Source organism: Microbulbifer sp. MKSA007 (assembly GCA_032615215.1).
In the GTDB taxonomy this organism is placed as follows: Bacteria; Pseudomonadota; Gammaproteobacteria; order Pseudomonadales; family Cellvibrionaceae; genus Microbulbifer.
The window spans coordinates 1,006,243-1,026,298 of record CP128433.1 but is presented as its reverse complement, the minus strand read 5'-3'; the positions used below and the strand labels follow the sequence as shown (position 1 = coordinate 1,026,298).

Here is a 20,056-nt window from a genome sequence, read left to right as displayed (position 1 = left end):
GCGCCCGGGCTTTTTCTACTTGCGCTTCTCCTTTTTCCAGCGGGCTCCAGGAAAAACAATCACATACAAGCGGATCAACAAGCCCATTGGCACACAAATCAAAATCACAATAACTCCTAAAACAGCACGCATATAATCACTGCCTTCTTCGTGTTTCTCAGCGTGATCCCACAGGTAGGATTGGTAACAGTGATCGGGCCCATCAATCGGCTTCAGGGTATAGTTAATTACCCGCTCCAGAAACCTCCAGTAACGCCGAAAACGTGTTTCTGTCACCCTTGAGAAATAGCCACAGCGCGCAGATATAGTTGCATCAGGATTGCCGCCAGCAATGGCATTGCCCAATTGATCCACCGCAACAATAACATTCCAAAGCCAGCTTTTATTGGCACCTTTCATTACCAGCCTATTTATTGACGGATAACCCTCCTCCCTAATACCCCCAGCCCTAGGGTTTGGCATCCACAGTAAAACAATCACCAATGAAAGAATAATCCATAAAAACACGAGCGTGCACACAAACGCTTTTTCGTAAGAAAATCAAGTTCCGCCGAACTTCAGTGGCAAAAGCCGCGTTCGTCTAGACTTTCTCCGAACGGCAATAAATCCATGCCGTTAAAAAATACTTCAGATTATCGAGATCTCTTCCTAAAAGATGTTGCATGTCGCCACGATTGCCACCCACTCGGAAAGGATGCTTCCTGTCCTGCTGGAATCCGCCAACCGCAACGGCGTGTCATTATCTATCCTTGGGCACAATTATCCTTGGAAAGATTTCTCTTCCAAAATAGACATCTTAATGCCTTTCTTTAGATCCCTACCGGAAGAGGATATCGTCTGCTACCTGGATGGTTTCGATTCACTAATACTGCCATCAATCAAACACTTAGAAAAAAATTTCTCACCTTTGGCAAGGAAATTATTTTTTCCAATGATTACGAACATAGCGGTATACAAGGATTTTTTGAAAGAAAATTTTTTCCCAGCGAGTGTGTTTTTTCTACAGGTGTCTTTATAGGCAAAAATATAGCGCTACAAAACCTTTTCCAGACCGCTCGTAAGATGTACCCCAATTACTCTGATGACCAAAAAATTCTTAGGCACTATTATGCACACCAAAACTGCACACAAATAGGTATCGACGGCGAAAGCCAACTTTTTTTAACTTTGATGCCGCCAATCCAAGTTTCAATCTACTAAGCCAAGTAAGCAAAATTCACAACGAAGAAATATACCTACACAATGGAGAAACTCCGAGTATTATTTCATTCCCTTGCAGCTGGTTTGCTATTGGCATCAAGAAAAAACTCAATGTGCTTCTGGAAAAACTCGGGTACGAATACAACCCAGGAATTAACATCAAAGGTACTTTCCATGGCCTGAAGTACTATATTGGCACCTCGATTAAAGAGAGTATCAAAACACTATTAAAATAGCCCCAAATCACCCAGCCAATACTCCCTTCAATCGCAGATAACCTTAATATCGATCAATAAAAGCTATAACTTAATTCAAACGGTGAATAAGGCCCTTCACACCAATCACCGGTATCCAATTGATAGCAGTGCACACCCTCGGCAATACAGTTATCGAGACTTCCCATATAGGGATCACCGGCCAGGCAAAAACGCGGGAATGCAGTAAGTTCATCCGGTGGCACCGGAGTGGTTTTGTAGGTGTAGTAAGTTGCCGTGCCGGTTAAGTCATAACCGAAACCGTCAGCCACGCAGCCCGCCAGGGACTGCGCTACAAGAATAAGAATAAAAACAACGCTAATTTTCATAGGAAATACAACGCCTTCCACCGGAAATGTCAAAACAACGGGCACTGGGTGGGCAAATAGAACCCGGCGCCAGCTCCTCAGAATCCCCCGGGCAGCTTGTTGGAGATGCAGGCGCATCTGGCACATGGGAGGAATGAGAAGAGTGAGAAGAGGGATAACCCCGGTATTCCGCATGGCGGGGAATTGGCGGGCTTACGGGATAAACCACTTGATTGCGCGTATCGGGGGTTCCACAACCCTCAAGGAATACACCCATCGACAATGCAGAAATAAATATCGCAAACTTTTGCATGGTAGCGCTCCGTATCAGCACCGCGCGGACAGAGTCCACGCACTTTTAGATCCGGCTATTTCGCAACAGCTCCACACTGGGCTCGGCTACTATCGTTAGTAAACCCGCAATATAGGGAAAAACCAGGCCATGGAGTCCTGCAAGCTATCTACGCAATCCGCCGCCTCGCATTCGCTTTTGGCGGTAAGGGGTTGTGGGTATTTTGTGTGGTTACTGCCGACTTCCACAAAGCTGGCGCTTTGTCCGGCAGCCTCTGCCTCATAAAAGAAAGGGTCTTCACCCTCCACTTCGTCCGCAGGCAAAAACAAGCAGCCCTGCATCGCAAATACCGCCACAAGCGGCAACGCGAATTTCCTTGTAGGTCCCATAATCCGACACCTCACATTTTCAGTGCTGCGATGATAGTAGCCTCTCTGTGAGTCTAGCTGCCGAGGCATTAGCAGCCAGCAACCCAGAATCGATTTGCGCGTAAATCATCTTATTGTTGTTTTACGCGGCGAATATTTCATTTCCACTTAAAGGCTCCTTAGTCCTGACTATAAAAAAAGCGGCCGATTGGCCGCTTTTTTTACTGGCTTTAACTCGCTGGCAATTACAGCAACAGTCTGCGCACATCCGCCAGCACGCTGACCAAGTAAGTCATAAAGCGTCCGGCATCTCCGCCATTTACCGCGCGGTGATCGTAGGAGAGCGCCAAGGGCAACATCTGCCTAGGCTCAAAGTCCTTACCGTTCCACACCGGCTTCATCGCCAGCTTGGAAACACCGAGGATACCAACTTCCGGAGAATTGACGATCGGGGTGAATCCGGTGCCGCCGATAGCCCCCAAACTGGAAATGGTAAAGCAGGCACCCTGCATCTCGTTGGGCTTCAGCTTGCCATCGCGGGCTTTCAGGGCCATTTCAGTGGCCTCTGCCGCCAGCTCGTACAGGCCTTTCTTATCCACATCGCGGATAACCGGCACCATTAAGCCTTTTGGAGTATCTACTGCCATACCCACATGCACATAGTCCTTGCGCACAATGTGCTCGCCATCGTTGTGCAGGGACACATTAAAGCTCGGCTCTGCACGCAGGGCTGCGGCTACCGCTTTCAGCAGGAAAGGCACTGGGGTGAGCTTCACTCCGCGCTTCTCCGCCTCGGCCTTCATGGACTTGCGGAAGGTTTCCAGCTCTGTGATATCCGCATCGTCAAACTGGGTGACGTGAGGCACGTTGAGCCAGTTGCGCGACATGTTGGCTGCGGTAATCTTGTGGATCTTGCTCATCGGCTCCACATTCACCGGGCCAAACTGGCTGAAGTCGATATCCGGCATCTTGGCGATACCGATTCCACCGCCGACACCAACCGCGCCGCTCTCAGCTTTCTTCACCTGCTCGCGGATGTAATTATGCAGATCGTCCTTGGAGACCCGGTTGCGCGGACCGGTGGGCTTCACCTTATTCAAGGTAACGCCCAACTCGCGGGCCAGTTTGCGCACGGCGGGGCCGGCGTAAACCTGGGCTGCTGCGGTGAGGTTGCGCTCCAACTGATAGTCTTTCTGCGGCACTGCCGGGGGCTCAACAGAAGCAGGTGCCTGCTGCTGCGCGCTCTCGACAGGCGCTGTCGCAGCAGGGACTGCAGCTGGAGTAGCGGGCTCGGCGGCGCCTGCAGCAACCACTTTCAACACGCCCAGGGTGTCACCCGTGGAAACCTTGTCGCCTTCTTTAACGGCGATAGAAACCACGGTACCGGCGCTGGGGGAAGGCACATCCATAGAGGCTTTATCGCCTTCCACTACAATCAGGGAGTCCCCCTCTTCAACCACATCACCGGGCTGTACACTGATCTCGATCACATCAACCGCATCAGCACCGCCCAGATCCGGGATCTGGATCGTTTCCTCTTTCGGCTCGCCGCTCGCCGCTGCCACAGGGGCTTCAGCCACAGGCTCCACGACAGGTGCAGCTTCTTGCTTGGCGGGGGCCGCAGCGGGCTCCTCTGCCGGCGCTTCCGCCACATCGGTTTCGATTTCCCCAATCACGTCGCCTTCAGAGACCTTATCGCCCTCCTTCACGCTAATGCTGAGGATTTTGCCAGCCACTGGGGCTGGCACATCCATGGAGGCTTTATCGCCCTCCACCACAATCAGTGAGTCCTCTTGCGCGACGGTATCGCCGACAGCAACAGAAATTTCAATCACATCCACCTGATCGGCACCACCGAGATCAGGCACTTTAATGACTTGTTTTGCCATAGGAGTTCTGCCTTCTCTTAGCTGATGCGCGGGTTAACTTTTTCAGCGTCGATATTGAGCTTCACGATTGCTTCCGCAACCTCTTTCGCATCAATAACGCCCTGCTTGGCCAAGCCATTCAGTGCGGCAATTACCACGTAGTTGCGATCCACTTCGAAGAAGCGACGCAGCTGCTCGCGGCTGTCACTGCGGCCGAAACCATCGGTACCCAGGGTGGTCAGTTCACCGTCGATAAATTCGCGCAGTGGCTCCACATAGGAACGGATGTAGTCGGTGGAGGCGATAACCGGAGAGGTATTACCTTCGAACTGCTCGGTGATCCAGGCTTTGCGCGGCTCGGCTTCCGGGTGCAGCATATTCCAGCGCGCCACATCCTGGCCTTCACGGGCCGATTCCACAGCGGAGGTGAGGCTCCAGACATCGGAGGTCACACCGAACTGGTCGGCGAGGATATCCGCCGCTGCCAGTACTTCGCGCAAAATAGTACCGCCACCAATCAGCTGTACATGTTTCTTCGCCGCTTTGCCCTTGGCGCCTTTCTTGACGTTGGACTGCAGCTTGTAGATACCACGAATAATGCCCTCTTCCACGCCCTGAGGCATTTCCGGCTGCAGGTAGTTTTCGTTCTCGATAGTGATGTAGTAGAAGAGGTTCTTCTGCTCTTCGTACATCTCTTTCAAGCCGCGCTGCATAACCACCGCCAGCTCATAACCGTAAGCCGGGTCGTAGCTGCGGCAGTTGGGGATTGTGGAGGACAGTACGTGGCTGTGGCCATCCTGGTGCTGCAGACCCTCACCGTTCAAAGTGGTACGGCCAGCAGTAGCACCGATCAGGAAGCCGCGCGCCTGCATATCGCCAGCGGCCCAGGCCAGGTCGCCGATACGCTGGAAACCGAACATGGAGTAGTAGATATAGAAAGGCACCATCGGCACGCCGTGGTTGCTGTAAGCCGTGGCCAACGCCATCCAGGTGGACATAGCACCGGCTTCGTTGATGCCCTCTTCCAGCACCTGGCCTTTCTTATCTTCCTTGTAATACATGATCTGGCCGTGATCCACCGGGGTGTAGCGCTGCCCCTGGGAGGAATAGATACCCAGCTGGCGGAACAGGCCTTCCATACCAAAGGTACGGGCTTCATCGGGAACGATCGGCGCGATGTTTTTGCCGATATTCTTGTCTTTCACCAGGGCGGCAATAGCGCGGACAAATGCCATAGTGGTGGAGATCTCACGCTCACCGGAGCCTTTGGTCAGTGCGCTGAACGCATCGAGACCGGGAACTTCCAGTTTCGGGCACTCAACCGGGCGACGGGGAACCGGGCCACCCAGGGCCTTGCGGCGCTCCGCCATATATTTCATTTCCGGGCTGTCCGGAGATGGGCGGTAGTATGGGACCTCTTCCAGCTCTTTATCGGTGAGCGGAATAGCAAAGCGATCGCGGAAACGCTTGAGAGAATCCAGATCCAGCTTCTTCACAGAATGGGTATCCATCGCCGCTTCACCGGCGGAGCCCAAGCCGTAACCTTTAACGGTCTGCGCCAGGATCACGGTGGGCTGGCCTTTATGGGCCATCGCCGCCGCGTAAGCTGCGTATACCTTGTAAGGATCGTGGCCGCCGCGATTGAGCTTCATAATCTCATCGTCGGACATATCCTTAACCAGCTCCAGCAACTCCGGGTATTTGCCGAAGAAGTGCTCGCGGGTATAAGCGCCGCCGTTGGCCTTGAAGTTCTGCATCTCGCCATCGACAACTTCGTCCATGACTTTCTGCAACAGGCCTTTGTCATCTTTCTCCAGCAGCGGATCCCATAGGCGACCCCAGAGTACTTTGACAACATTCCAACCGGCACCGCGGAATACGCCTTCCAGCTCCTGCACGATCTTACCGTTGCCGCGTACCGGGCCGTCCAGACGCTGCAGGTTACAGTTAACCACAAACACCAGGTTTTCCAGTTGCTCGCGGCCGGCCAGGGAAATTGCGCCCAGGGTTTCCGGCTCGTCACACTCACCGTCACCAAGAAAAGCCCACACTTTGCGATCGCCGCGCGGGGACAGGCCACGGGCAGATAGGTAGCGCATAATGTGCGCCTGGTAAATCGCCTGGATCGGCCCCAATCCCATGGAGACCGTGGGGAACTGCCAGTACTCTGGCATCAACCAGGGGTGCGGGTAGGAGGACAGGCCATTGCCGTTCACTTCGCGGCGGAAGTTGTCCAGCTGCTCTTCATCGAAACGCCCTTCCAAGTAGGAGCGAGCATAAATACCCGGCGCGCTGTGGCCCTGGAAGAAAATCAGGTCGCCGCGCTCCTCCCCCTCATTGCCACGGAAGAAGTAGTTAAAGCCCACATCGTAGAGTGTCGCCGCAGAGGAGAAACTGGAAATATGGCCACCGAGGCCATCGTCATTCTGGTTGGCACGTACCACCATCGCCAGGGCATTCCAGCGAATCAGGGAGCGAATGCGGCGCTCCATAAATAAGTCGCCAGGCATACGCTTTTCCGCATTGGGCGGAATGGAATTGCGATAGGGAGTGGTGATTGCCGCAGGCAATTGTACGCCTACATCGGTAGCGCGGTCAGACAGCTGCTTCAGGAGGAAGGCTGCGCGTTCTTTGCCGCTATAGCGGATAACCGCTTGCAGCGCGTCCAGCCACTCCTGCGTTTCGAGGTTATCGGTATCTTCGTGCATCAAGTGCTCCTCGGCGAATTAGGCGACGTCGAGTCGGTCTATTTCTCAAAAATCGGTACGCGGGCAAACTACAGCGCGAGCAAAAAAAGCTTCCTTTTTTTCTTGGTTCCGCCAATTCACCAACTTTGTTGGCGTAAATGCAAAGTTTGTGAATCTTTACTCGAATATGACGGTGAGGAAAGCGGCGCAATTAATTGCCGCAAGTGCCTAGTTTGACTGTGATTATTTGTTCCGGGGCCCGCGCAGACTGGCGGACAAAACCCCATCCCCGGTTGTTAGCGGAGGGAATTGTAGTATTACTACAAAAAATTTTCCAGATAGGACGGTTAGTAACAAATAAAACAAAAGAGCAAAACAATTATTTGCCGTTTGGCCGTTTCACCGGAACATTTAATGGAATTTTTGAGAAAATGAACTACAAAATCGAGTCTCAAACAAAGACATCAGTCACAGCTGAACCAGCTCCCCACCGGGTTGATATTCAGCGTAGACCAAGTAACGCAGCGGGCCACCAGCCGCCAGGGCATTAAAGGGGTAACAAGTCACCAGCAATAAACCCCGCTCGGCAAAGATCGGCAAACGCTCTCTCTCACTGTCCACAATTCGCATTTCCGCAACCCGATAAGTATGCCAGCGTCCGCGTTTATCCTGCAGGTAAATGGAGGTACCCCGCCTGACACGCTCTAATCCCGCAAAGTGAGTATCCCGGTGTGCGGCAATAACCGTGGTGCGAGGCTCACCAGGGTTGCCGGACCCAGCTAAGAGACCAGGGCCGAAAGCCAACGCCTGGCCACTACCGCCGCTGAGAACAATTAATGGCGACTGCCCTTCCAACTTTAACTTGGCCACTGGCCAGGTGTCCGCCCAGGGCCAGGGCTTTTGCAGAGCCCCGCCCTGTAGCTGTTCTTCCCAAGCACTATTAATCAACACTTGGGCCAATTCTGCCTTGGCCAGAAGCCAGCTGGCGGAGCCCAACTGCCACAACCCCGTTCCCAAGCAAAGCATAAAGAGCAGTGAGCGAGCCACGCTTACACACCTCCCCGTTGCAGAGGATTAGCGCCGCTGGGTTGACGGGGGTCCGGTAAAACCCTGCGCAGGAAGGAGCGCAGGGCTCGGGTCAAGTTGCTGCGCAAGGCCCGACCGCGCTGGAAGATCGCCGCAAACATCAACAATACCGCCGCTGCCAACAACTGCCCGTAGAGACCTGTAGCAGTTTGCGGATAGGCCTGGCGCTGTAGCACTTGCCCTTTAGCCACCATATTGGTGACCGAGCTGCGAGATAACTTCTCTTCAGCACTGCGTACAACTTCCTCTTCGACTGCAACAAAACTGGTGTAGGGGCTGGCAAGTTGATGCCTCAGTGCAATCTGCAAAATCTGTTCGCGCAGAGCCAGCCCCGCATCCGACTGCTCTCCAGACTGAAGCTGCCGGTCCCGCAGAGAATCTATCTTGCTGCGCGCCCAGACACTGCCGATGCCTGAAGTATCGCTACCACTCTCTACTTTCAGAGCGAGTTTGCGCACAAACTGTTTACCCGCCATTCGGCCCCGCAGCTGGATATCTCCCTGCAAGAGATCACCCTGCACCTTGGCCACCAACTGCATAGGCTCACCGTTATAGAGATCCGGGATACGCTTGGGGTAGGCATCCGCGACGACGCCCTGGGGCCAACTGAGTTGCAGGTCTGTAGCCATAGGGTTTTCCAACTTGGCGAACAGAGCCTGCATACGCTCGCGAACTTCGGAAATATCACCGATGGTGACGAAAGTACCGCGTCCAAACTGAGCAGCTTTGCGCATAAAGTGGCTATTGGGAGCCGAACCAATACCCACAGTAAACAGCCGGGCGTTATGCAAGGACTGGCTAATTAACTCGAACAGGGCCCGCTCATTGCCCACCGCACCATCTGTAATAAATACGACTTGCTGAACGGTACTGGTGTCGTCCTGCATTTGCTGACCGAATGCCATTCGCAAGGCCGGCGCCATTTCTGTACCCCCTCCGCATTCAGGTTTTCGATTTCCTGACGCGCACGGCGGATATTCTCCGAGCTCGCCGCTATCGGGCGCGGGAAAAATGCGCGGGTTGTACTGTTAAATTCAATAACGTTAAAGCGATCATTGCTGTGCAGGCGAGACAGTGCCAGGGTAAGGCTCTCCTTCGCCTGGCGAATAGAATTGCCAGACATGGAGCCGGAAGTATCGATCACATAAATCACTTCCCTCGGTAAACGCTGCGCAGAGGTACCGTCGCTGGGTGGCAGCAGCATGACCTGCAGATAAGCACCAGCCTGCTCTTCTACCCCCTCTTGCGCTGTGATTTTCTCGCTAAACAATGCCGCCCGCGGCATAGCAGAAGCGCGCGGCTGCCAATTCAATAAGAAATCCCGATCCATTGCAGCTGTTTCATCTCGCAACTGAATCCGATAGCGACCGTCACCTCGGTTATCAATATCAATCTGGTGATAGGGGCTATCGATTTTTGCTAGCGGCAGTCCGCCATGCAGATCCACCTCGATAGAAATATTATGACTACCCAGTGCCTCTAGCTCCTGCGCTGGCTGCATAAACGGAGTTATCGACGCAGCATCCGGCACTTGATTAGTGGGCAGTGCCCAGCCACTACTCTCTGCCACCAACTCCTGCTGATCGCCGTTCAATGCCTGGGAGGGTATTGGCTTGCCAGGGACATAGCGCGGGGTCAATGTGGTGGGCATACGCAGTGAAAAAACGCCGCTGTCATAATTCACTGGCTGCAAAAAGCGGATATTAATTTGCACCATCTCATCGGGGGCAATATTGGCCACTTTATTAGTGAACAGATTTGGGCGCTGCTGCTCTAGAAGAGCTGCACGCTTACCCGCCGCACGAGCAGCCTTATAAATCTTGGAGGCCTCTTTTCGCTCGCGTACCTTACCGACAATGCGGCGCTCGCCCACCTGAATTTCAAGCCCCGCCACCGCAGCTCGCTCAGGCAGTGGTAATGCATAAACCGCTTCCTGCCAGCCGTCGGTGGTATTCTTGAATTGCTGCTGAAGCTCGACTTCCGCTACCAGACCCCGCACGGAAATACTGACCTGACTTTTCAGGTGCACCGCTGGAATATACTTTCCGGACTCATTGCCAGTAAAAAGTAAGTCCCCGCCCTTTACATCGTCCAGAGTAACTGTCTCGGTGAACTCCCGCTGGATCGCATCACTCACAGCGGGAAGTTCCTGGGCATTGACCTCTGCCCCGATTGCCGCAATGACTACCGCCAATACCACCACAATAAATAACAACCAGCGCCCGGCACCACCGGTCTTCTGGCGACGACGATAGTATTCCTCTGTCGGCAACATCAGATCGTCTTTATGGAACCGCTGCCCGAATAACATCACCCTGTTCACTCACTTACCTCCACTTTTAAATTGGATGTTGAAGTCATTAAACAGAGGGAAGCGGGCGAAAGGCGGCAGGAATACGAGCACAAAACAGGAGGAATTGTGGCGAATTATGGCAGGCATAAAAAAACCGGCGAAAACGCCGGTTTTTTGCAGTTCGATCCAGATTAGTCGACCAGACCGTAATCCTTGCGGAGAACTTCAAGCAATTCCTCTTTGGGATTATCAGATATCTCAAGTTTCGTACCAATAATCTTCTCAGCAATACCAATATAAGTATTAGAGAGATCCATCAGCATAGATTCTGGCAGCTCGTTATCACGAGCCAGAGCCGAGCGCTCATCCATGCGATCTTTGTTCAGCAGGATATCGGCATCGGGGAAGTAGTTGAGCAGGGCCTGACGGAAACCTTCTTTGGATTTCTCCACAACCTTACCCGCGCGATACTGTTCGCCGTCCCAGATACGGGAGGAGTCCGGGGTACCCACCTCATCCATATAAATCAGCTTCTCTTCACCATTGGCATCGGTGACATAGCCGAATTCAAACTTGGTATCGACAAAGATCTGGTCGAGCTTTTCCAACTCTGCGGAAATCAAATCAAAACCTTCTTTCAGCAACTTCTCGTACAGGTCGATATCGCCTGCATTGCGGAAGCCGAAGGCTTCGAAATTGTCTTTGATATTCTTGCGGGTGACATTGACATCGTCCGCTTCCGGCACGCCGGGGATACCCTTGAGAATACCTTTGCTGGAGGGGGTAATGAGCAATTCAGGCAGCTTCTGATCCTTCTGCAAGCCATCGGCAATCTCGATACCACAGAACTCCCGCTCACCCTTCTCATAGGAGCGCCACATGGAGCCGGTGATGTACTGACGGGCGATCGCCTCGATCATAACCGGGCGCGCCTTCTGTACGATCCACACCAGCGGGTGCGGGATATCCAGAATGTGGCTATCGGCGAGGCCCTGCTCTTTAAACAGCTTGAACCAGTGGTTGGAAATAGCATTTAGTGCTGCGCCCTTGCCTGGTACGCCACGCATACCGCCTTCGCCAGTCCAGATACAGTCGAACGCGGAGATGCGATCGGAAATCACCATTACCGCAAGTGGGGTATCAGGAGAAACCGGGTAGCCCTTCTCCTCAATCAGGCGACGGCTGTCTTCTTCGCTCAGCCAGTATACGGAACGGACCTTGCCACTGTGGATAGGCTTGTCGGTGCGGATCGGCAGGTCATTATTGACCGCTAGAACTTTGTCAGCCAGGCTCATGGGCTCTCACCTATTTGAAGGGACCAAATAAAAGAAAGCGCGGCATTCTAGCAAATGCCGCAGCCTACAGACAAAGAAAGATATCGGGCAATTACTCCGAGCTTCGCCGGGCCTCCCATTCCACCTGGTGCTCATGGGTGGGCCAGGCACTCATAATGGCCTTGAGCAAGGTCGCCAGGGGAATTGCAAAGAAGACGCCCCAGAAGCCCCAGATGCCGCCAAAGAACAATACCGCGAGGATAATAGCAACCGGGTGCAGGTTAACTGCCTCAGAAAACAGCAGTGGTACCAGTACGTTGCCATCGAGCAGTTGGATGATGCCGTAAGTCACCATCAGGTAGAGAAACTCATTACTCCACCCCCACTGGAAAAGCCCAATAGCCGCAACGGGGATAGTGACAACCGCTGCACCGATATAAGGAATCAACACACTGAAACCCACAGCTACCGCCAGCAACAGGGCGTAGTTCACCCCCAGTAACAGGAAGGCGGCATAACTGACAGCAGCCACAATGCCAATTTCTATTACCTTACCGCGTACATAATTGGCCACCTGATCATTCATCTCATGCCAAATCTGGTGGAGCATGGGCCGCTCTTTGGGCAGGAAAGAGGTGCACCAGCGGATCAACTGTTCCGCATCCTTAAGGAAGAAGAACACCAGGATCGGCACCACTACAACGTAAATCAGCAAGCCGGCAAAAATGGGTAGATTGGTAAGGGAGAAGGCCAGCAGTGTCTGTCCCAGGCCGCCCAATTCGCTGCCAAGGGTATTGAAGATTTCATCGATCTGTCCGGCTGAAATTAATCGTGGGTAGCGCTCAGGGAGTAACAATAATAGTTCTTGGCCGCGCTGCACCATATTGGGCAACTCTGCCCCAAGCCGCACCAACTGACGCCAGATAATAGGTAGTACCACAAATAACAGAGCCACAATAGTACCCACCAACACCAAGCAGGACAGGGTAACCGCCAGCCAGTGTGGCACACGCCAAGACTTCAGCTTTTGCACCATACCCTGCATCAGGAAGGCGATCACCAGCGCGGTGAATACCGGGGCCAGCACAGCGCCCAGAGTCGCCAGGACCACCAGGGCCAGGGTCAATATTAAAACCAGAAGCACCACTTCTTCCTGACTGAAGTAGCGGTTCACCCAGCCTTTTACAATCGATAACATAGACTCTCGGGATTTATCTTTATTCATTTGCCAGCGTACAGCCAATATTGAAAGGTATTATTACGTCGCTCAGCGCGGAGCAGGGACCGGCCACTTAAAGACGCAAAACTGTGGAAGTCTCGCCAGGACCCTTCATCAGTGGCCAGCACACAAAGCAGCGTTCCCTCTGGGTATTCCCGCAATGCCCGGCGCATGGTCAGTAACGGTTGTGGGCAGGGCAGATTTCTTGCATCCACAATAGTGGCCGCGTCCCAGTTCGGTATCTGGGTATCGGGCTGATTGGTAGAAGAAGTTACTGACATTGCCTTTTTAGTCACAAACCAGAATTGCCGGGGATTATAGCGCGAACCAGACGCCATAACCCGCACAGGCTTTACGCTTTTTAACTTTCCGCCTGGCGCAAGCGTGAACCTTTTATGGTCCACTAAGTCCAACCCTCGACAGTCCAACGGGGTAGCGTATAGAGTTGGACTATAGATCCTTCATGGACAGACCGAGCAGTAATCAAGATGACTGATTCCAAAAACAGCCTGCTTCACCGAACGCGCCCCCCAGCTATCCTCCACCGACTTCGCGCAGGACTGCGAAGCCTGGGTATGGGGTTGTTACTCGGCGCAGTCCCGTTTGCTGCCATAGCGGACAGTGATGAAATCCGCCTCCCGGAGCTCGGTGACAGAACCAGCGGTGTCGTATCGCACACCCAGGAAAAAGAACTGGGGCAGATGTGGCTGCGTATTTTTCGCAGTCAGGTTCGCACCTCTAGTGATGCCCTGATTCAGCAATTTGTCGAGGGCATGGTCAAGGAATTGGCCGAGTACAGCCCACTGGAAGACAAAGAAATTGATGTTGTTGTAGTAAACAACAAAACCATGAACGCCTTTGCAGTCCCCGGTGGAGTCATGGGGGTCCATACCGGCCTGTTTCTGTTTGCAGAGCGTGAAGACCAGTTTGCATCGGTAGTTGCCCACGAATTGGGCCACCTCAGCCAGCGGCACTACGCCCGCTCCCTGGAAGCACAGCGCAACAGTACAATTCCCACCCTGGCCGGTATGCTCGGTGCCCTGGTTCTGGCAGCTACCGCCGGTGGTGAAGCGGGAATAGCAGCTATGAGCGCGACCCAGGCTGCAGCCCTGGATAACCAACTGCGATTCAGCCGCAAGAATGAGCAAGAGGCAGATAGGGTCGGTATCGATACCCTGGCCAAATCCGGTCGCGATCCAGAGGCCGCCGGTGAAATGTTCGAGCAAATGCTCAAGGCCACACGTTACTACCAGCGCCCGCCAGAGTTTCTCCTGACCCACCCCGTTACAGAAAAGCGTATTGCCGATGCCAAGTTGCGCGCTCAGCGTATGGAAAAAGTGGCTCCCAGCGAGGACCTGGATTATCACCTGATGCGTGCCCGGGTACGGCTCGCCACAGAACCAACGCCGCAGCAAGCAGTAAAACGCTTTAGCGCAGAGCTGAATGGTATTAATGACAATGAGGATGCGGCCCGTTACGGCCTCGCCCTGGCCCAAGTAGCCGCAGGCAGGCCCGATTCAGCGCTGGACACCCTGCAGCCCCTGTTAGACAAGACCCCCTCAAAAGCAGCCTATGTGTTGGCCCGAGCAGATATCGATCTGGTCCGAGAAGACTACAGCAGTGCCACCAAGCGCCTGCAGTGGGCCCTCGATCGCAATCCGGGAGACCACGCCTTAATCATGGGCCTCGCCAATGCCCACTTTAAAGCCGGTAACTACCTGGCTGCAGAACGCCTGCTGGCGAAATATAGCCGTACGCGGAAGAAAGACCCGGCAGTATGGTATCTACTGGCGGAGACTCACGGATTGGCCGGAGATATTGTTGGCGTGCACGAGGCCAGGGCCGAGTATTACATCCTCAACGGCATATTCGACAAGGCTATTCAACACCTGCGCCATGGAATTCGCATGTCAAAAGACGATTACCAGGTCAATGCCATCCTGGAACAGCGCCTCAAAGATGTACTGAAAATGCAGGAAAGAATCGAAGAGCTGTAACTCCTCCCAACAAAAAGAGCGGCCACTGGCCGCTCTTTTTGTTTACCCACCGCTATTCTCTCAAGAGCTAACCTTTGCGGAAATCCAACATCCGCTGTAGCGGGATCATCGCCTTGCGCCCCAGTTCCGGGTCCACAAAGATCTCATTATCCCCGCGCTCCAGTACACCGCAGAGGTTCTCCAGAGAGTTCATCGCCATCCAGGGGCAATTAGCACAGCTGCGGCAAGTGGCTCCAGCACCGGCGGTTGGCGCTACCATAAGCTCCTTGTCTGGGCACTCCTGCTGCATCTTGTAGAAAATGCCCTGGTCGGTAGCCACAATAAAGCGCTTCTCAGGGCGGGTCTTGGCAGCATTAATAATCTGCGAGGTAGAACCCACCACATCGGCCAGGGCTACCACAGAGGCGGGAGATTCAGGATGCACTAGAACCACAGCATCCGGGTAGAGGGCCTTTAAGTCCTCAACCCCCTTGGCCTTAAACTCTTCATGCACAATACAGGAACCATCCCATAACAGTACATCCGCGCCGGTTTCCCGCTGGACATAGCCGCCGAGGTGTTTGTCAGGTGCCCAAAGGATTTTTTCGCCATTGGCATCCAGGTGATCCACTACATCCAGCGCAATACTCGAGGTCACCACCCAGTCCGCCCTAGCTTTTACCGCAGCAGAAGTATTAGCGTAAACCACCACGGTGCGGTCCGGATGCTGATCGCAAAAGTCAGAGAACTCCTGTGGGGGGCAGCCGAGATCCAGGGAGCAGGTTGCCTCAAGGGTCGGCATCAGTACTTTCTTGTTAGGGGTAAGGATCTTAGCGGTCTCACCCATAAACTTTACCCCGGCCACTACCAGAGTGTCCGCCGAGTGCTGAGCGCCAAAACGGGCCATTTCCAATGAGTCAGAAACGCAGCCGCCGGTTTCCTCCGCGAGGGCCTGAATCAAAGGATCGGTATAGTAGTGTGCGACCAATACTGCATTCTGTTCTTTCAACAAGCGCTTGATGCGCTCGCGCCATTCTTGCAGCTCTTCTTCGCTATATTGAGACATTACCGGCTCCGCCAGGTGCGCTTGCACCAAAGAGCGAGAATCTACCTTGTCTGCGGCAATGGACTTATGAGTCATGACTAACTTCCAGTCGCGGAAAAGCGCGCATTATAGCGCAATGAAACGACACCACCACGCACCCTTTCGACAGCAACTTTAATCTGGCGTTACAGGCAAAATAGGCCGAAGGGATTCATCCTGGCCACCTCAAAAAGGTGGGTATTTTAGCAACAGGGTCTCTATGGAGATATTAGACACAGTGATAGTCGGGGCAGGCATATTGGGGCTTGCCTGTGCCTACAAGTTGAGCCTCTCTGGCCACAAAGTGATGGTGCTGGAACAACACACTGCTATTGGAACTGAAACCAGCGCGCGCAATAGTGAGGTTATTCACGCAGGGCTCTACTACCCGACGAACAGCTTGAAAGCCCGCGCCTGTGTCAGCGGTAAATCCATGCTGTACCAATTTTGCCAGGAATACGCGGTTCCCCATAAACAGATCGGCAAACTGGTAGTCGCCACAGATAAAGCACAGCTGCCGCAACTCCGAGCCCTCAAAGCCCAGGGGGATGCGAACAACGCCGGGGGACTTCGTTTACTGAACGTTAAAGAGGCTCTATCTATGGAGCCAGAGTTACAGTGTGCCGGGGCCATCTACTCACCAACGACGGGCATTATCGACAGCCACAGACTGATGCTGGCTCTTGAGGGCGCCATAGAATCCAAGGAAGGGGAAATCGTACTCGCAAGTAAAGTCACACGAATTGAAATATCTGCCGAAGCTTGCCAGCTGATTATGGAAGATGGTTACCGATTGAAAACCCGTAATCTAATTTTGGCCGCAGGCCTTCACACCAGCTCACTGATGGGCACAGTAAATAGCGAAGCTATAAAACGAGAAATTCCCATCACGTATTTTGTTAAGGGCAGCTACTTTACTCAGTCAAGTAAGGTGCCTTTTTCACACTTAATTTACCCTCTACCTGAAAGCGCCGGTCTGGGTATTCACCTCACTCTGGATTTAGCTGGAGGGGCGCGGTTTGGGCCGGATGTGGAGTGGATTAAAACCATTAACTACCAAGTAGATCCGGACAAGCGGGAAAAATTCTATAGCAGTATCCGTCGCTACTGGCCCGGTTTAGAAAGCGACACATTGCAGCCTGGCTATGCCGGTATTCGCCCCAAGATTGTTCCCCAAGGAACCCCCGCTGGTGATTTTCAGGTTTACCATAAGAAACTCAACAACCATTCTCGGCTAGTGGCGTTCTTTGGTATTGAATCTCCAGGTCTAACTTCTTCACTATATCTGGGAAAGGTGGTTTCAGAAATTATTGGCTAACTTATTACTTAGCAATGACTAAAATTTACTAAAAAGGGAGAAGGAAAGAATACACTGCGCTCGGGACCCTATGAGGCATGGATGCCGATTAGGAACTTACAGGGATGTATTCACAGCGTGTTTCGAGTGCAGTGTATTCGTTCCTTCCACCCCAGTAGCATATTTCAGTACAGCCACAATCCTGCAGAGATAACAATACCCCCCCAGAAGTCCATTACTACTGAACAATATTTCCCTGATTGCCCGTTCCTACCTGAACCGCCGTGGCCACCTGTCCATCATTTGTCTGAGTTGTAACATGAATATTGGAGGTCCCCACCTGAGTAATAGTGGCCAGTCCAGTGCTTAACCCCAACTGAGAAACCTCTACATAATTCATATCACCACTCTGGAAGGTGGTAATAGAGGAAAATAAGGCAAACCCCTGCCCTACTAAGGCCCCATTGAGCGTTCCATCCTGACCAACACTGATAAAGCTTGACTCAGTGAGAAGCCCCTGGAATAACTCAGCACTATTTTCACTCCCAAGTTGATTAATTAATCCAGTACTATTGAGCGCAAAATCTTCGTGAACAGCCTGTGCAAAATTCATGGTCCCGCTCTGAGTAACAGCGACAGTACCCTGTATTCCCCCCACATCCACCTGGGCAGCAATGCCCTCATTATTTAAACCGGATTGGATAACAGTGGCACTACCAGCTTCAACAAAGTCATCCTGGACTACCCAACCAAAATTACCGTCACCAGACTGGCTAATTAAAGCCGTACTCTCTGAGACCTCTGCAATTTGCTCCAATATTGCTTCATTCATCAAACCCGATTGCTCTACCGTGCCCGTGTTCAAATCTGTAAGGGCACCTTGTAAAACCGATGCCTGGTGGGAATCCCCTGTTTGAGTTATCGAGACGGTATTATTGGTACTGGTCGGATTAGACTGGTCCACTGTTGCCAGATGCCCAACACCGTCCTGATCAATATCTGTCGTATTATTGCCGCCCATAGAATGGCCACTGAAAGTGAGCGCAGCTATTGCAGTAACTGAAGTCCAAATTCTCATTTAACTAATCCCTTGTACATAAATCCCACCCCTTCTGTTTAAAGTCCAGGCGTAGCAAAGCATCCCAGAAAATAATCTAAGCCAATTTAAATTAGAGTTAAAAGCCAAACCAGACAGGAGAGAATCAATAGGAAGAGAACATGCAACTCCCTAAAAAATCGCTCTTATCTCAAACATAGGACTGAATAATACACAAAAGAAAAACTGGGGCTTTGCAAATACACGACAGCTGCCGGCATTCATACTGATATCGCAAAGCCCCAATGAAATCTATTGAAAAATAAATCCAATATTGGAAGTACCATTTTGCGTTGCGATTGCAGTTTGTGAATCTAGCATTTGCGATGTTGTATGTTGATTCAAATCACCGATTTGAGTAGTTGTCGCCACACTGAGCATATTTCCCTGTTGGAGCACACCGGCAATATTACTGGTGCCATTTTGAAATATGGAGCCCGTAACTGAGGTGGCAGTAATTTGCCCCAACGTCGCATCATTCATTGACCCTAACTGAGTAACCGTTGCAGAGGCAAAAGAAGTTCCCCCAGCTTGCTGGGTAACGCCCATATTCGCAGTACCAGATTGGCTCACTATACCAACACTGGCATCTATACCAGTATCCTGAACGCCGCCACCAAAGTTTCCATCCCCTACTTGAGTCACACTTACAGTACTATTGGCAACACCATTCTGCTGTAGTGCCCCACCAAAGTTGCTGGTACCGGTTTGGGCAATAAGGACCGTACTTGAAGTAACTCCATTTTCCTGATCGGACTCGATGTCATTCATATCGCCTGACTGAATAGCAGTAACGGTAGAGTTAAAAACCCCCATTAATTGCTCACTATCAAAGTTATTCTGGTTGCCAAGCTGATCTGCTGACACAGAGCTAAATTCAACAACACTCTGCTGGGAAATCTGGGCCATATTGTCATCGCCAATTTGATTTAGGATGACATCACTTCCCAAAATATCGAAGACCTGCCCCATTATGATCGCATCATTCATATCCCCAGTTTGATTCACCGCGATACTGGATGCTTCAGTATCAGTCTGGGTGATGGTCATAAAGTTCATTTCCCCAGCTTGATTTAGTTCCTGGGTAGAACCAAGTGACTCAAGTTGCTCCGCTGTCGTATCGTTATTATTCCCAATCTGGTTAATTTCCAACGAACTGGACTCAGTCATAAACTGCTGGAAAGACTCGGCCATATTCCCATCACCCTCTTGGTAGTGGGTCATGGTATTACTTACGGCATCGCTCGCCTGGGTCGATGACGAAGAGTTTGCATCGCCAATTTGGGTGACATCTATCAGGTTCCCTATAGCCGTAGGGTCAACCTGATTGGCATTCGCTGTATTACCCACTCCCTGCTGATCTATTAACGTCGTATTATTACTGGCCATCGCACTTCCACTCACTGCGGCCAATATAACTAGAGCTACAGGCTTCAACTTCCTCATAATTCAATCCTTCATTAACTATTCAAGCTTTTCTTGGGACTCAACTTAGAGGGCCTCATCAACAACATCGATACCAATAGGCATGCCGGCGTAAGGCATGCGCAGAATCCAATTTAGCGCCATCCCTACTCCAAACAACAGCATCCACCAAAGAAGTGTTAAAGCTCGCCAAACTCGAGCGCTGAGGCAATGAAATTGACACAGGCAATTATGCGAACAACAAATCCCAAGAGGAATTGACATGCACTGGCACAAGGTCACTTGCGATAATGAACGTCTGAATATTTAGAAACTATTCTCAAATCGCT

The 20,056-nt window shown here is 52.1% G+C and carries 16 protein-coding genes and 1 pseudogene; 3 read left to right on the top strand and 14 right to left on the bottom strand.

The features are described 5' to 3' along the window. Nucleotides 1–15 precede the first annotated feature (15 nt). On the bottom strand, nucleotides 16–399 hold the full coding sequence (locus QT397_07395) for a hypothetical protein (protein WNZ57160.1): 384 nt from the start codon (nucleotides 397–399) through the stop codon (nucleotides 16–18). 256 nt (nucleotides 400–655) lie between these two features. Between QT397_07395 and QT397_07390 the strand changes: the two genes are divergently transcribed. Beyond that, on the top strand, nucleotides 656–1,018 hold the full coding sequence (locus tag QT397_07390) for a hypothetical protein (GenBank protein WNZ57159.1): 363 nt from the start codon (nucleotides 656–658) through the stop codon (nucleotides 1,016–1,018). 471 nt (nucleotides 1,019–1,489) lie between these two features. Here the strand turns inward: QT397_07390 and QT397_07385 are convergent, their stop codons facing one another. The 10 genes and pseudogenes from QT397_07385 to QT397_07340 all read right to left on the bottom strand — a co-directional run bounded on the left by QT397_07385 (nucleotide 1,490) and on the right by QT397_07340 (nucleotide 13,145). Then, the gene (locus QT397_07385) at nucleotides 1,490–1,783 is read right to left on the bottom strand and encodes a hypothetical protein (GenBank protein WNZ57158.1); all 294 of its coding nucleotides are present in this window, start codon (nucleotides 1,781–1,783) and stop codon (nucleotides 1,490–1,492) included. Beyond that, nucleotides 1,773–2,075, bottom strand: a complete 303-nt coding sequence (locus QT397_07380) for a hypothetical protein (protein WNZ57157.1) — start codon at nucleotides 2,073–2,075, stop codon at nucleotides 1,773–1,775. The genes QT397_07385 and QT397_07380 overlap by 11 nt, the downstream gene beginning before the upstream one ends. 95 nt (nucleotides 2,076–2,170) lie before the next feature. Then, entirely contained in the window at nucleotides 2,171–2,443 is a 273-nt protein-coding gene (locus QT397_07375; protein WNZ57156.1) for a hypothetical protein, read from the bottom strand. A 224-nt stretch (nucleotides 2,444–2,667) separates the two neighbouring features. Then, nucleotides 2,668–4,311 carry a dihydrolipoyllysine-residue acetyltransferase gene (gene aceF / locus QT397_07370; protein WNZ57155.1) on the bottom strand — a complete coding sequence of 548 codons (1,644 nt, stop codon included), beginning with the start codon at nucleotides 4,309–4,311 and terminating at the stop codon, nucleotides 2,668–2,670. Nucleotides 4,312–4,328: 17 nt separating this feature from the next. Beyond that, nucleotides 4,329–6,998, bottom strand: coding sequence for a pyruvate dehydrogenase (acetyl-transferring), homodimeric type (aceE, locus tag QT397_07365; GenBank protein ID WNZ57154.1), 2,670 nt, complete (start codon nucleotides 6,996–6,998; stop codon nucleotides 4,329–4,331). 447 nt (nucleotides 6,999–7,445) lie between these two features. Beyond that, nucleotides 7,446–8,024 (bottom strand): class GN sortase, encoded by a 579-nt coding sequence (locus tag QT397_07360; GenBank protein ID WNZ57153.1) that lies wholly within the window; start codon nucleotides 8,022–8,024, stop codon nucleotides 7,446–7,448. A 2-nt stretch (nucleotides 8,025–8,026) separates the two neighbouring features. Then, nucleotides 8,027–10,338 (bottom strand): annotated as a pseudogene (locus QT397_07355) (marine proteobacterial sortase target protein). A 209-nt stretch (nucleotides 10,339–10,547) separates the two neighbouring features. Beyond that, nucleotides 10,548–11,651, bottom strand: coding sequence for a phosphoribosylaminoimidazolesuccinocarboxamide synthase (locus tag QT397_07350; protein ID WNZ57152.1), 1,104 nt, complete (start codon nucleotides 11,649–11,651; stop codon nucleotides 10,548–10,550). Nucleotides 11,652–11,742: 91 nt separating this feature from the next. Then, a complete protein-coding gene (locus tag QT397_07345; GenBank protein WNZ58512.1) occupies nucleotides 11,743–12,828 on the bottom strand; it encodes an AI-2E family transporter in 1,086 nt (361 codons plus the stop codon). A 23-nt stretch (nucleotides 12,829–12,851) separates the two neighbouring features. Next, a complete protein-coding gene (locus QT397_07340) occupies nucleotides 12,852–13,145 on the bottom strand; it encodes a sulfurtransferase TusA family protein (protein ID WNZ57151.1) in 294 nt (97 codons plus the stop codon). A 192-nt stretch (nucleotides 13,146–13,337) separates the two neighbouring features. Here QT397_07340 and QT397_07335 point away from each other — a divergent pair, with 192 nt between their 5' ends. Continuing rightward, nucleotides 13,338–14,846 carry a M48 family metalloprotease gene (locus QT397_07335; GenBank protein ID WNZ57150.1) on the top strand — a complete coding sequence of 503 codons (1,509 nt, stop codon included), beginning with the start codon at nucleotides 13,338–13,340 and terminating at the stop codon, nucleotides 14,844–14,846. A 67-nt stretch (nucleotides 14,847–14,913) separates the two neighbouring features. Here QT397_07335 and nadA read toward each other — a convergent pair whose 3' ends face one another. After that, the gene (gene nadA / locus QT397_07330; GenBank protein ID WNZ57149.1) at nucleotides 14,914–15,966 is read right to left on the bottom strand and encodes a quinolinate synthase NadA; all 1,053 of its coding nucleotides are present in this window, start codon (nucleotides 15,964–15,966) and stop codon (nucleotides 14,914–14,916) included. A gap of 163 nt (nucleotides 15,967–16,129) precedes the next feature. On the opposite strand from nadA, the gene QT397_07325 reads away from it, so the two are divergent. Beyond that, nucleotides 16,130–17,227, top strand: a complete 1,098-nt coding sequence (locus QT397_07325) for an NAD(P)/FAD-dependent oxidoreductase (protein ID WNZ57148.1) — start codon at nucleotides 16,130–16,132, stop codon at nucleotides 17,225–17,227. 217 nt (nucleotides 17,228–17,444) lie between these two features. On the opposite strand, the gene QT397_07320 is transcribed toward QT397_07325, so the two are convergent. Both QT397_07320 and QT397_07315 read right to left on the bottom strand, forming a co-directional pair. Then, on the bottom strand, nucleotides 17,445–18,284 hold the full coding sequence (locus QT397_07320) for a hypothetical protein (GenBank protein ID WNZ57147.1): 840 nt from the start codon (nucleotides 18,282–18,284) through the stop codon (nucleotides 17,445–17,447). 270 nt (nucleotides 18,285–18,554) lie between these two features. After that, nucleotides 18,555–19,748, bottom strand: coding sequence for a hypothetical protein (locus tag QT397_07315; protein WNZ57146.1), 1,194 nt, complete (start codon nucleotides 19,746–19,748; stop codon nucleotides 18,555–18,557). Nucleotides 19,749–20,056: the final 308 nt, after the last annotated feature.